A 14,127-nucleotide genomic window follows, 5' to 3' on the forward strand; every position below is an offset into this window, starting at 1 on the left:
TTTTCTGTCTAAAAAATTTAGATGAAATAATGCAACCCATTCCCTTTAAACAAACTTATCTTTCTTCATCATACATGGAAGCCAACTGTATGTGAATAGAATTGACATATAAAGTAGTCTTTCCTTATGTAAAATTTTATTTACAATTTTAAAGTTTACTTCATAAATAGTACTTTCAGAAGAACTAGCATCTAACAACGCTGTATTTAGATCAACTTGAACTGAAATTACTAGTCCCATCAAAAAAACACTAAATGAGACTTCATTTGTTCATACAGAGAAGCAACAATATTTTTCACTCTAGTATTTTTACATTCCAAAATATTGTCACAATTATCATAAACTGTGACGTAAACCGCCATGTTGATTTTCGCTTCGGTCAGTCGCTTTCCGCGGGCAAGTCTTTTCGATGGGTCGAGTAATCACAGACCCAACGCTTCAACTTCCTCGGAAGCAAAAAGCACTTCCTGTGGGATTTTCAGCTGTTGCTTTTCCCGCAGGAGTCGACTGTCCTACGCTACAATCAATCAGCATAACGTGATCAGCTGTTGTCATTAGTACAATAAAACTTCTGACCAGTAAAAGATGTACCACTTTTAACGCCTATCCAGCGGAGCAATTGAAATGGGTGAGACTCCTGTGGGAACAGCGCGGGCTGAAGATCCACTCGGAAAGCGATCTATGCTTATCCGAGTTAACTGAAGCCGTGCCCACGGAAAGCGATCCCATTTCAATTGTGGAGCGGATATGGAATCTACGTCGCAGTTTCTATCTATTACGACTTAATAAGAAAAAACAACCTCTTATATGTGTTATAAGAGGTTGTTTTAATTTGCTATTACATTATTAATCCATGTTGTTAATTAATGCTGTACCGAATTCTGATGTTTTAACTTCTGTAGCATTATCCATCATACGAGCAAAATCGTATGTAACTACTTTCTCACTAATCGTTTTATCCATTGATTTAGTAATTAGCTGAGCCGCTTCTTTCCAACCAATATGTTCAAGCATTAATACAGCAGATAAAATGACTGACGATGGATTCACTTTGTCTAAACCAGCATATTTAGGTGCAGTACCATGCGTTGCTTCAAAGATTGCATGTCCTGTTTCATAGTTAATATTTGCTCCAGGTGCAATACCAATTCCACCAACTTGAGCCGCTAATGCATCTGATATATAATCACCATTCAAATTCATCGTTGCAACAACTTCAAATTCTTTAGGTCTCGTCAAAATTTGTTGTAAGAAGATGTCGGCAATTGAATCTTTAATAATAATTTTACCTGCTTTCTCAGCTTCTGCCTGAGCCTCATCAGCAGCTTCACGACCTTTTTCTTCAACAATTTTATCATACGTAGCCCATGTGAAAACTTTATCGCCATATTCTTCTTCAGCTAATTCATAGCCCCACGTTTTAAAAGCACCTTCTGTAAACTTCATAATATTACCTTTATGTACTAAGGTAACACTCTTTCTTCCTTCATTGATTGCATAATCAATTGCAGCACGTACTAGGCGCTTTGTTCCTTCCGTAGATATCGGCTTGACACCAATCCCTGAAGTCTCTGGAAAACGGATATTTTTAACTCCCATCTCATTTTGCAAGAAGTCAATAACCTTTTTTGCTTCATCTGAACCCTGTTGCCACTCAATTCCTGCATAAATGTCTTCCGTATTTTCTCGGAAGATTACCATATTTGTATCCTGAGGTCGTTTAACGGGTGACGGAACACCATCAACGTAACGTACAGGTCTTAAACATGTAAAAAGATCCAATTGTTGTCTTAGCGCAACATTTAAAGAGCGAATTCCCCCACCAATTGGTGTTGTTAGTGGTCCTTTTATTGCAATTTTATATTCACGTATCGCATCTAAAGTTTCATCAGGTAACCATTCGCCAGTACGGTCGAAAGCTTTTTGACCTGCATACACTTCTTTCCATATAATTGACTTTTTACCTTGATAAGCTTTCTCTACTGCTGCTTCAATCACGCGACTAGAAGCTGCCCAAATGTCAGCGCCAATACCGTCGCCTTCAATAAATGGAATGATTGCGTGATCCGGAGTTTGTACAACTCCATTTTCTACTGTGATTTTTTCACCTTTTGACATTCTATTACCTCCTAATAGTTGCTAACATTATAAATAAATACATGTAAACCAAAAATAAAATAATTCGAAACGTCAGTCTGTCGAGATCTTTGCCTTTCTTCCTGCTTGTTCGTTAATAAATCAGTTTCTTAATGACCCCACTCAAACTATTTTTTTCACTTTTGCTTTTAAGTAATTGTCTCTATCAAGATTAATAACCTATCTATCCTCCAACGCTATAAATGGTTGTCTGATTGGTCCAATATATTCAGCACGTGGACGAATCAAGCGATTGTTCTCGTACTGTTCTAAAATATGTGCTAACCAACCTGAGGTTCTACTCATCGCAAAAATTGGAGTGAACAAGTCGTGTGCTATTCCAAGACTATGATAGACAGATGCAGAATAAAAATCTACGTTTGCTGGTAAACCCTTTTTTTCTTTAATGTACGCTTCTATTTTAACAGACATTTCATACCATTTAGATTGTCCTGTTACTTCTGTTAATTGTTCGGACATTTTTTTAAGATGTTTCGCTCTCGGATCACCCGTTCGGTAAACACGATGTCCCATTCCCATAATTTTTTCTTTGTTTTCCAGCTTCTCTTGTATATACGGTATAGCATTATCTACTTCAGCTATATCGGTTAACATTTGCATAACTTGTTCATTAGCACCACCATGTAAAGGTCCCTTTAAAGCACCAATTGCTGCGATAACACCCGAATAGAGATCAGACAATGTAGCAACACAAACCCGCGCTGTAAACGTAGAAGCATTTAACTCATGATCAGCATGAAGAACAAGTGCTTTATTAAAAGCTTCTACTTCAATTGCTTCAGCTTCTTTTCCTTTTAACATGTAAAGAAAATTTTCTGCATAACTAAGTCCAGGTTTAGGTGCAATTGGTTCTTCGCCTTCTCTTAGGCGAGAAAATGCAGTGATTACTGTAGATATCTTTGCCTGTAACCGAATAGCCTTTCGCAAATTAGCCTCAGGTTCCATTATGTCTACCTCTGGATCAGATAAACCCAATAAAGATATAGCTGTACGTAAAGCAGCCATTGGATGAATGGCAGAAAGATCATACATATTAAAAAGTTTAATGACTTCATCTGGAAGCACCATATTAGAAGTCAATTCATTTTGAATCTCAGTCAATTCTGATTGTGTTGGAAGTCGTTTATGCCATAATAGATACACAACTTCCTCAAAACTAGAATGTTCTGCAAGATCATCAATTTTATAACCTACATAGGTCAATTGGTCATCAATAATTGAACTAATAGATGATTCTGTTGCAATGACTCCTTCTAGTCCTTTGGTAGTTGACATTGCATTCCACTCCTTTACTTTTACGTTTTTATTCAGTTAGCTAGCATAATTATTATCTAAATAAAATCGACTTATATTTCAGTTCATTTATGGTATAAAAAAGTCTACAATTCGCATAACCATATAAGCAATGCCAGCACCAATTAATGGACCAACAGCTACGCCCTGAAATAAAACCACAGCTAGTATGGTACCCATAACAAGTGCAGTTGTTAAATGTGGATCATTAGCTAATAAGTCTAATCCTCCCTTAGCTACAATTGCGACAAACGCACCAGCTCCAAGAGCAATCCAACCATAGTAAGACTTTACACTTTCGATCAGATCTTTAAATCCAATATCCCCACTAGCGATTGGGATTAGTACAGCTATTGTAATAATAGTAACTCCCCACAACATCCCTTTATCTTGTATATAAGGAAATAACTTGTCATCCATTTTAAAAAGCTTCATACCCAACAATACATAGACGGCTATCATAATTGATTGGTTTTTTCCTATGTAACCTAATGCGAATAATAACAACAAAAATAATGTTGATTGATTAATCATAATTGTGACGCCTCCACTTGCGTTACCAAAAAAGGCAAACGTCGATTAATTTTTATATTATCACATAATATACACAAATGGAAAATATCTTTATATATAGGGAGGGTTGCACATGATACCTAAACATATAATAGCTCGCATTATTCGTTTATTCTATGTTGTTTTACTAGTCTTTCTTTCTATCATAACTTTTACTGTTTTAATAAGATATACCTATCCATTTATAATCGCTTTTATTATTGCGTTCCTATTAAATCCTTTCATCACATTTCTAGAACAAAAGTGGCATTTACATCGTACTTTTGCAAGTTTATTAACGATTTCTATTATTTCCACAATTTTGATTTCTTTTGTGATGATCTGTATGCTCGAATCTATTCAAGCATTGCTGTTTTTAGCCAAATATATCCCTGCTCATTTCCAAGATTTTTTGCACTATATTCAGAGATGGATCGAATCAACTCTATTACCAATATACGATAAACTAATGATTCGATATGAACATTTACAATCTGCACAGCAAACTACTATTGTGAAACAATTACAACAAACGATAAGCGAAATTGCTTCCAGTGGTTCTGCTATCTTAGAAAATTTCTTTTTTACAGCAACAAATTTTATTAGAGGTCTACCAAATTTATTATCTGTTTCTTTTTTTATTTTATTAGGCACGTTTTTTATTAGTAAAGATTGGTACAAGCTTCAAAATTGGTACAATAAAATAATACCAATTAAATTTCTAAATAAGATGGGAGCTGTCACAAAAACATTCAAGCATACGCTATATAGTTTTTTTAAAGCACAGCTCATATTAACTTTAATTTCAACATTGCTTATTTTTATTGGATTACTTGTGATAAATATTGACTATCCTTTTACACTCGCACTTTTAATTGGTATCGTAGACTTTATTCCCTATTTGGGGACCGGCTTATTCTTTATTCCTTGGATTATCTATCAATTTATAAATGGTAATTTTGATTTAACTATCCAATTATGTGCAATATACATGATAGTTATAATCCAGCGGCAACTGATGGAACCAAAATTATTAGCATCTCATATTGGGGTTAATCCATTATGGATGCTGATTACAGCTTTTGCTTCCTATCAATTATTTGGATTATTGGGTGTCTTTGTTGCACCGTTCATCGTCATGTTTATGCAAACATTATCTAAAACTGGTATTCTGCTAAACTTGTGGTGTTACATTTATGAAGGAAAAGATTAACATTATATAAGATTGTTTTTTAAACGATTTTATCGTTTAAATATGGTGATTGTCCCTTTATCCAACATGGATTGTAATACGTTACGTAACCACCGTTTAATTGGTGTTCTTGTTACTGGTAACAATAATAGAAAACCTATTGCGTCGGTAATAAAACCAGGTGTTAATAGAACAACTGCACCTATTAATATACATATGCCATCAAAAATTTGTTCTGCTGGTGCTTGACCATAACTCATTTGCGTTCTAGCTTGATTTAATGTCTCCAAGCCTTGTTTCTTAGCTAAAGCGGCTCCCATAATACCAGTTAAGACAATTAAAGCTATTACCCACCACGTACCGATGTATCCGCCAGCCCAGATAAAAATACCAATTTCTAATGCTGGTACAACTAATATAAATAGTAACAACCATCGAAACAAATGATTACGCTCCTTTTTTATACTGATTCCTAATTAGGTGAAAAAAAGAAGGGAAAATCCCTTCTTTTTATCTAAAACTATTACAATATACTTGCATGTCCACTGTAAATATCACCTTTTTTAGCATCGATTGTAATATCTTGCCCGTCTTCAATTAAATTAATTGCCTTTTCGACTCCAACAATAACAGGGATTCCTAAGTCTAATCCAACTAATGCCGCATGAGAAGTTAATCCACCTTCTTCAGTAACAATACCACTAGCTTTCTCTACTGCTGACATCATCTCTTTATCTGTGCCATAAGTTACAAGAATGTCACCTTGCTTCATTTTTGCATTTGCTTCTTCTGCATTTTTAGCTAGAACTGCTTTACCAAATGAACTTCCTTTTCCAATACCTTGGCCTTTTGTTAAAACATCACCAATAATATGGATTTTCATCAAGTTAGTTGTTCCACTTTCTCCAACAGGTACACCTGCTGTTATGATAACTCGGTCTCCGTAATTAAAATGACCAGCTGATAAACCTTTTTGGATAGCCAAATCTAAGACATCATCTGTAGAATAAGCTAGTTCTCCAAGAATGGATTGCACGCCCCAAACAAGTGATAGACGACGGCTAATTCTTTCATCAAATGTTACGGCAATAATTGGTGCTTCAGGACGATACTTCGAGATCATACGTGCTGTATGTCCACTAGCAGTCGGCGTTAGGATAGCATCTACATTTAAATTCATAGCTGAATGATTAACAGATTGACTAATCGCATCAGTAATCGTTAATTCACTTGATTTAGAACGTATATCTAATACAGACTTATGGTCAATTGCTGTTTCTGCTTTTGTAGCAATATTACTCATTGTTTGAACTGCCTCAACAGGATAGTCACCTGCTGCTGTTTCACCAGAAAGCATGATTGCATCTGAACCATCAAAAATAGCATTCGCAACATCGGATGCCTCAGCACGTGTTGGACGCGGGTTACGTTGCATAGAATCTAACATTTGTGTTGCTGTAATAACAGGTTTGCCTGCAGTATTACATTTTCTAATCATATCTTTTTGTACTAATGGCACATCTTCTGGTGGAATTTCAACACCTAAGTCACCACGAGCAACCATTAATCCATCACTTACCTGTAGGATAGCATCCAGATTGTCGACACCTTCCTGATTCTCAATTTTAGGGATAATATGGATATGAGAAGCATTATTCGTTTCCAATAGCTGTTTAATTTCTAATACATCTGAGGCGCGACGAACAAATGATGCTGCAATGAAATCAACATCTTGCTCAATACCAAATTTAATATCTGCTGCATCTTTATCTGTGATTCCAGGAAGATTAACACTTACATTTGGTACATTTACACCTTTTTTGTTTTTTAATACACCAGAATTTAATGCTATTGTTTTTAATTCTTTTTGATCATTTAAAATGTCAATAACTTCTAATTCAATTAAACCATCATCTAGAAGGATTTTTGATCCAACATGTACATCATCAATTAGTTGCGGATAGCTGACAGAAAATTTTTCTTCTGTTCCTTCAACTTCTTTCATAGAAATGTTAATTTCTTTGCCTTTGGTAATATGTACTTCACCATTTTTCATTGTATTCGTTCTGATTTCTGGACCTTTCGTGTCAAGTAAGATCGCTACAGTTTTCCCTGTTTTCTTAGCAGCTTCTCTTATATTTACGATACGTTGACCGTGCTCCTCAAAATCACCATGTGAAAAATTCAGACGTGCTACGTTCATTCCTGCATCAATTAACTGGACTAATTGCTCCACTGTTTCTGAAGCTGGTCCAATTGTACAAACAATTTTAGTTCTTCTCATTAAAAATTTCCTCCTTCAATTTATAACACTTTTCCCTTTTATCTATATAGATAGTTCATTAGAGAGCTTATACATATCTAAATCAATTTTATGTTTACGCGTTAGCACTTCTATAATATCATGACTAACTAACTGGTTATTTTGAATACCAACCATTTTACCAGCTTCACCCGCAAGCAATAATTCAACAGCTTTAGCACCAAGACGACTTGCAAGTACACGATCAAACCCTGTTGGTTTACCACCACGTTGAATGTGTCCAAGAACTGTCACTCTAGTTTCCATTCCAGTAGCATCTTGAATTTTTTTACCATAGTCCATGCCGTTTCCAACACCTTCTGCAAGTACAATGATACTGTGCTTTTTACCTCTTGCTTGTCCTCTTTTCAAACGATTTACCACGATGTCAAAATCATTATCGTTTTCTGGGATCAAGATACTTTCTGCTCCATCTGCAAGCCCCGCCCATAAAGCTAAGTCACCTGCATCGCGTCCCATAACTTCAATTACATATGTCCGCTCGTGTGAAGTTGCCGTATCACGAATTTTATCGATAGCATCTATAATCGTATTTAATGCAGTATCAAAACCAATTGTGTAATCTGTTCCAGGAATATCATTATCAATTGTACCAGGCACACCGATACAAGGATAACCTTTTGCTGTTAATTTAGCAGCACCTTGGAAAGAACCGTCTCCTCCAATTACAATTAAACCTTCAATTCCAAATTTATTTAACTGTTCAATTGCAACATTCTGCCCTTCTTCTGTTTTAAACTCTTCTGATCGAGCTGAAAATAAGATTGTTCCACCACGTTGAATAATGTCACCCGCAGAACCTAGTTCCAATCTTTTTATGTTACCAGCCATTAACCCTTGGTAACCATTATAAATACCATACACTTCCATATCATGGAAGATCCCTTTACGAACTACAGCTCTAATTGCTGCATTCATACCTGGAGAGTCACCTCCACTTGTCAGTACACCAATCTTTTTCATCTAATACACTCCTACTTAATATTTCCTTTAAAGCGTTTTTTCAAACTTGTCTCTTTTAATTATGAGTACGCTTTATTGCAATTAAAATTATACATGAAAAATCAGGGAAACTCACCCCTAAATATGACGATTTTAAGCAATTTTACAACGATTTCATTATTTATACAAAATTACACTTCTACAAAAACCAATATTTGTAAAAATAATTTAAATTGAACCAATATCTTTATATTTTTCCCATCTACGCTCAACTAATGCATCTGGTTCAAGACCACTCAAACTTTTTAGAGACTTTTTAATAAAGGGATCGATATAAGATGCCTGTAACTCGACATCTCGATGAGCTCCGCCTCTTGGTTCTGGGATCACATCATCAATTATCTTCAAATCCTTTAAATCTTTTGCAGTTATTTTTAATGATTCAGCAGCTTCTTGTGCATGTTTTGCATCTTTCCACAAAATACTTGCTGCACCTTCAGGTGAAATAACCGAGTATGTTGAGTTCTCTAGCATATATAAATCATCTGCAACACCTAATGCAAGCGCTCCTCCGCTACCACCTTCTCCGATAACTACGGAGATAATCGGTACTTCCAAACCGCCCATTTCCATTAGGTTACGTGCAATTGCTTCACTTTGTCCTCGTTCTTCTGCAGCTTTACCAGGGTGTGCACCTTTTGTATCAATAAAAGTAATTATTGGACGATTAAATTTAGCTGCTAGTTTCATATGTCGCAATGCTTTTCGAAAACCTTCTGGATGTGGACTACCAAAATTACGATAAATATTGTCCTTTGTATTCTTACCACGCTGATGACCAATTACCGTTACCGGTGTTCCCTGATACTTGGCTATACCTGTTACTATCGCTGTATCATCTCCAAATAAGCGATCGCCATGCAATTCCAAAAAGTCAGTGAATAAAAGTTCAATATAATCTAAAGTAGTTGGTCGGTCGGTATGACGAGCAATCATAACTCGATCCCATGGTTTTATATTCCCATAAATGTCTTCTTCTAATTTCTCCAGTCGCTTTTCAAGTGTAGTAATCTCATTTGATAAATCCATATCGCTACCTTCAGTTAGCTTTTTTAATTCGTTTATCTTTTCGCGTAATTCTATTACGGGCTTTTCAAATTCTAATACTTGTTTCAAGCTTCTTGCCCCCTTGCCTGGTGAAGATCTAATACGGTTGTTAGAACTTGTTTCATTTCTTTCCTAGAAACAACTTTATCAATTTGTCCATGTTCAAGTTGAAATTCTGCAGTTTGAAAATCACTAGGAAGTTTTTCTCGAATCGTTTGTTCAATAATTCTTCTGCCAGCGAACCCAATAAGCGCACCAGGCTCTGCAAAATGATAATCTCCAATTGATGCAAAGCTTGCTGAAACGCCTCCGGTAGTAGGATTAGTCATAACACTAATCAAGCAACCTCCAGATTTATTTAAGCGTTGAATTGCAATGGATGTTTTAGCCATTTGCATCAGACTAATAACACCTTCCTGCATACGTGCACCACCAGAAGCGGTAAAAATAATAATAGGAATAGAAAGCTTATTTGCATTCTCAATGGCACGGGCTACTTTTTCTCCGACAACAGCTCCCATACTGCCCATTCGAAACCTTGAATCCATAACAACTATTGCCGTGTCATATCCGTTAATCTTACCTTGTCCAGTTACAACTGCCTCATTTAAACCTGTTTTTTCTTTATCCTTTAAAACCTTTTGTTCATATCCTGGAAACTCCAAAGGATCTGTTGATTGCAACTCTTGATCCCACTCTTGAAATGTATCCTCATCACACAGTATTTCAATTCGTTCAAAAGCTGGTAACTGGTGATGCAAACCACATTCTGGACATACATTTAAATTTTTAGTCCATTCTTTTTCATAAAAAATCTTTTGACATCCATTACATTTTTTCATCAATCCGTGTGGTATATCTTGTTTTGCTTTTTCACTTGGAATCGATGCATACTTTTTCTTTTTTGTAAAAATATCTTTTATCGGCAAGGATGACTCCTCCTTATCGTATTTAAGCAATATATTAACTTCATCTTAATTTCACACAGGCTGTGTCTGATTACACCAACCATATTTGATTTCATTGTATATGTATATGCTCCATTTATTTTTTCTTAATTTGTTCACATTGATAATCTAAAACTTTGGTTTGGATAACTAATTCTTACAATTAATAAATTAAAAGATATAGTAAGGCATTTATTATTCTGATCACACAACTCTTCTATTATAGCAGATGCATTATCACTGTAAAGTTATTCTACATAACAGAATCACTTTTTCACTACAACATTTTCTTTACCAAGAGTATCATTAAGCTTACGAAGACACTCTCTTTCAAGTTCTAAATTATACGTGGGTGCCAATTGATACGTCACATCTTTATGGGAGTGATAAACAATAACAGGTGTTTTACCAGGGTGTTTTTCTGCTAATTGCTTTAAGAGTTGCAATGCATCTCGTTCTGTTTGCTGATCAACTTGTACAAACAAACGTTGCTTATTGCTAACTTCTTCTAACAGCATATCATCAAATTGACTTATTTGTGTAACTAGTAATTGGATCTTATTTTGTCGTTCTTCTGACTTTCCTTTGATAACCACTAACATTTCTTCTTTAATCCACCTGTTAATTTCACGATAAACATCTGGAAATACTACTGCATCCATCTCCATTTCTTCATCAGCTAGCGTAAGGAATGCCATTTGATCACCACGCTTTGTTCGAATAACTTTAATTTGTTGAACAACAACAACGGTATGTCGATTGTTTTTACCGATCATATTTTGTAATTGTGTGAGCGATAAATATCCGTTTGCACGAAGCTTTTCACGGTATACTGTGAGCGGATGACTTGATACATACATGCCCAGCAAGTCCTTTTCTAAAGCCAGTTGTTGCATAGTTGTAAATGGTTCTACCTCCACATAGCTTACGTCTAGTTGCAAATCATCTCGAAAGAAAGATGTTTGATCTTCAAAGTCACTAAATAATTCGCCTTGTTCTAATGCTTGATCTATCGTAGCTAACAATTTAGCTCGATCATTATTTGTCTCATCAAAAGCACCAGCCATAATCAAAGCTTCTAGTGCTGGACGATTTACAATTTGAACAGGGACACGTAAACAAAAGTCAAATAAATGTTTAAATTTACCCGCTTTTCTTGCTTGTAAGATTTCTTTTATAACTTGATTTCCGATACCTTTTATCGACCACAATCCCATTCTGATATTTCCCTTTTCTACCATAAAGCCACCATAACTTTTATTTATCGATGGTTGCAGTATTTCAATTCCAAGCTCCTTTGCCTCTTTTGCATATAAGCTTATTTTATCATGTTGACCAGCAACAGAACTAAGTATATCTGTTAGAAAATAAGCTGGATAATTAGCTTTTAAGTATGCCAATTGATAGGAAATTAAACTATAAGCTACTGCATGGCTTCGGTTAAACCCATAATTAGAAAATCGAATAATCCATGTAAACAATTCTTCTGCCACTTTTTGTTGATAACCATTGGTTATACAACCTTGTATAAATTGTTGTTCTAATTGTTCCATCTGTTCTTTTTGTTTTTTACTTACTGCACGACGTAAAATATCAGCTTGACCATATGTAAAACCAGCCATCTTATTAGAAATTTGCATAATTTGTTCCTGATAAATTAGTACACCATAAGTAGGCTCTAAAATGGCTTTCAAGTCAGGATGTGCATAATTCATTGGCTCTTTACCATGTTTTCTATTAACATATGTAGGGATGAATTCCATTGGACCAGGACGATATAAAGCATTTACCGCAACAATGTCCTCAAATTCTGTAGGATATAAATCTTTTAGCACCCGTTGCATGCCTTGGGATTCCAATTGGAATACACCATTGGTTCCGCCTCTTTGCAGTAATTCAAAAGTTGCTCGATCATTTAATGGAATATCCTTTACAATAATCGAACGTTTTTCATTTTGCTCGACTGTACGAACAATTCTTTCTATTAATGTCAAATTACGCAACCCTAAAAAATCCATTTTTAATAATCCAACAGCCTCTATATCCTTCATAGCAAATTGGGTTAAATACATTTCTTCATTCCCACTTGTTGTTAATGGAGTACTTTCAACCAAAGGGCTTTCACTAATAACAATTCCAGCCGCATGTGTTGATAAATGCCTTGGTAAACCTTCTAGTTTTGTTGCAATTTTAAACAATTGTTGTAATTGGTTCGATTGTTTCACATAATCCATTAAAGATGTAGAATATCTAAGGCTTTCGGCAACAGATTTAGCACCCTGATTTGGAATTTCCTTTAGGATAAAAGATTGCTCTTCGGCAGTTATTTCCATCGTTTTACACAGTTCTCTGATAACAGATCTTGTTGCAAAGGTTCCAAAAGTTCCAATTTGAGCAACATGATCTTTTCCATACTTTTCTTTAACATAAGCAATAACTTCGTCACGACGATGATCTGAAAAGTCAATATCAATGTCTGGCATTGAAACACGATCAGGATTTAAGAATCGCTCAAATAATAAATCATATCTAATAGGATCTACTTCTGTAATATCTAACAGGTAAGCAACAATTGAACCTGCTGCGGATCCCCTTCCAGGTCCGACCATAATAGAATGTTGCTTAGCATATTGAACAAAATCCCATACAATTAAGAAATAGTCACTGAATTGCATACGGTTAATTACGTCTAATTCTCTTTCCAAACGATTTCGTATGTCAGCTGTTGCATTAGGATACTTTGTTATAAATGCTTTTTCACATAATTCTTTTAAATAAGCAGCTGCTTCATGTGTTTCAGCTAATGGAAATTTTGGTAAAGTAGGTTGATCTAATACGAGTTTAACATTGCACTGGTCAACAACTTCACTTGCTTTTTGTATTAGCTCAGGCCATTGCTCATAACTTCGCGCCACCTCTTCAGGCGTCTTATAGTAGTGATTCTCCCGTGCACTGGTTTCGGTTTGATAGGCCCACTTCTTTCCTTGTTCCATCGCACGCAAACAATCATAAGCCTTATGATCTTCACGACGTAAATAGCGCACATCACTAATTGCAACAGCTTCGTTTGGAAGCGTATCGCATACTTGTTTTAAAATGGAAAAGTTTGATTTATCTATACTTTGAATTCCTATGTAAATTGGTAAATCAGGTATCACCTTATTCCATTCATTTATATATACAGCCATTTCTTCCGCTTTATTCGCTTCTGCTAAATGTTCTAGCGCTGAATTTGCTACAGGCAAAATAAATATAATATCCTTCCCATACACTAGTAAATCTTTTTGATCAATAAATCCTATTCCGGCAGTCTGAATAATTGAACTAATTTGAAGTAGATTCTTATAACCTTGATTATTTTTAGCTAGAGCAATAATTTGAATCGTTTCTCCTGTATTTTCCTGAACACTAATTACCATACCAATAATTGGTTTCATGTCTGCATTTATGCAAAGACGATAAAAAGAAACGGCACCATGCAAAACATTTTCATCTGTTAATGCAATAGCATCCATTTTAAACTCTTTTGCTTGTTCTACTAATTTATTTAATTTAACTGTACTTTTCATCATGCTATATCCACTACGAACTTGCAAGTGAGTAAATGCCAATTT

Annotated in this window: 11 protein-coding genes; 1 reads left to right on the forward strand and 10 read right to left on the reverse strand. The window is 35.3% G+C overall.

Translation table 11 applies throughout. From position 1 onward, the window contains the following. Positions 1-45: 45 nt before the first annotated feature. The 4 genes from DM447_RS12820 to DM447_RS12835 form a co-directional block, all read right to left on the reverse strand. Positions 46-240: a hypothetical protein gene (locus tag DM447_RS12820; protein ID WP_112181593.1), complete on the reverse strand. Its 195-nt coding sequence runs from the start codon at positions 238-240 to the stop codon at positions 46-48. 606 nt (positions 241-846) lie between these two features. Further along, positions 847-2,118 carry an NADP-dependent isocitrate dehydrogenase gene (icd, locus tag DM447_RS12825; protein ID WP_112181594.1) on the reverse strand — a complete coding sequence of 424 codons (1,272 nt, stop codon included), beginning with the start codon at positions 2,116-2,118 and terminating at the stop codon, positions 847-849. Positions 2,119-2,316: 198 nt separating this feature from the next. Beyond that, entirely contained in the window at positions 2,317-3,432 is a 1,116-nt protein-coding gene (citZ, locus tag DM447_RS12830; protein WP_112181595.1) for a citrate synthase, read from the reverse strand. A gap of 87 nt (positions 3,433-3,519) precedes the next feature. Next, the gene (locus DM447_RS12835) at positions 3,520-3,984 is read right to left on the reverse strand and encodes a DUF441 domain-containing protein (protein ID WP_112181596.1); all 465 of its coding nucleotides are present in this window, start codon (positions 3,982-3,984) and stop codon (positions 3,520-3,522) included. 112 nt (positions 3,985-4,096) lie between these two features. On the opposite strand from DM447_RS12835, the gene ytvI reads away from it, so the two are divergent. After that, positions 4,097-5,215 (forward strand): sporulation integral membrane protein YtvI, encoded by a 1,119-nt coding sequence (ytvI, locus tag DM447_RS12840; protein ID WP_112181597.1) that lies wholly within the window; start codon positions 4,097-4,099, stop codon positions 5,213-5,215. Between the two features lie 29 nt (positions 5,216-5,244). Here ytvI and DM447_RS12845 read toward each other — a convergent pair whose 3' ends face one another. The 6 genes from DM447_RS12845 to dnaE all read right to left on the reverse strand — a co-directional run bounded on the left by DM447_RS12845 (position 5,245) and on the right by dnaE (position 14,124). Beyond that, a complete protein-coding gene (locus tag DM447_RS12845) occupies positions 5,245-5,637 on the reverse strand; it encodes an FxsA family protein (protein WP_112181598.1) in 393 nt (130 codons plus the stop codon). Positions 5,638-5,717: 80 nt separating this feature from the next. Then, complete coding sequence (gene pyk, locus DM447_RS12850; protein ID WP_112181599.1) at positions 5,718-7,478, reverse strand: pyruvate kinase; 1,761 nt, start codon at positions 7,476-7,478, stop codon at positions 5,718-5,720. A 42-nt stretch (positions 7,479-7,520) separates the two neighbouring features. Beyond that, on the reverse strand, positions 7,521-8,480 hold the full coding sequence (gene pfkA / locus DM447_RS12855) for a 6-phosphofructokinase (RefSeq protein WP_112181600.1): 960 nt from the start codon (positions 8,478-8,480) through the stop codon (positions 7,521-7,523). A 207-nt stretch (positions 8,481-8,687) separates the two neighbouring features. Then, positions 8,688-9,635: an acetyl-CoA carboxylase carboxyl transferase subunit alpha gene (gene accA, locus DM447_RS12860; RefSeq protein WP_112181601.1), complete on the reverse strand. Its 948-nt coding sequence runs from the start codon at positions 9,633-9,635 to the stop codon at positions 8,688-8,690. Further along, positions 9,632-10,495 carry an acetyl-CoA carboxylase, carboxyltransferase subunit beta gene (accD, locus tag DM447_RS12865; RefSeq protein ID WP_112181602.1) on the reverse strand — a complete coding sequence of 288 codons (864 nt, stop codon included), beginning with the start codon at positions 10,493-10,495 and terminating at the stop codon, positions 9,632-9,634. The genes accA and accD overlap by 4 nt, the downstream gene beginning before the upstream one ends. A 284-nt stretch (positions 10,496-10,779) precedes the next feature. After that, positions 10,780-14,124, reverse strand: a complete 3,345-nt coding sequence (dnaE, locus tag DM447_RS12870) for a DNA polymerase III subunit alpha (protein ID WP_112181603.1) — start codon at positions 14,122-14,124, stop codon at positions 10,780-10,782. Positions 14,125-14,127: the final 3 nt, after the last annotated feature.

The sequence above is a fragment of the Paraliobacillus zengyii genome (assembly GCF_003268595.1).
Lineage (GTDB): Bacteria > Bacillota > Bacilli > Bacillales > Amphibacillaceae > Paraliobacillus_A > Paraliobacillus_A zengyii.

Excerpts from the sequence above, each read along its gene's own strand:
- DM447_RS12820 (WP_112181593.1), bottom strand. The coding sequence starts at position 240 with ATGGGACTAGTAATTTCAGTTCAAGTTGATCTAAATACAGCGTTGTTA.
- icd (WP_112181594.1), bottom strand. The coding sequence starts at position 2,118 with ATGTCAAAAGGTGAAAAAATCACAGTAGAAAATGGAGTTGTACAAACT.
- citZ (WP_112181595.1), bottom strand. The coding sequence starts at position 3,432 with ATGTCAACTACCAAAGGACTAGAAGGAGTCATTGCAACAGAATCATCT.
- DM447_RS12835 (WP_112181596.1), bottom strand. The coding sequence starts at position 3,984 with ATGATTAATCAATCAACATTATTTTTGTTGTTATTATTCGCATTAGGT.
- ytvI (WP_112181597.1), top strand. The coding sequence starts at position 4,097 with ATGATACCTAAACATATAATAGCTCGCATTATTCGTTTATTCTATGTT.
- pyk (WP_112181599.1), bottom strand. The coding sequence starts at position 7,478 with ATGAGAAGAACTAAAATTGTTTGTACAATTGGACCAGCTTCAGAAACA.
- pfkA (WP_112181600.1), bottom strand. The coding sequence starts at position 8,480 with ATGAAAAAGATTGGTGTACTGACAAGTGGAGGTGACTCTCCAGGTATG.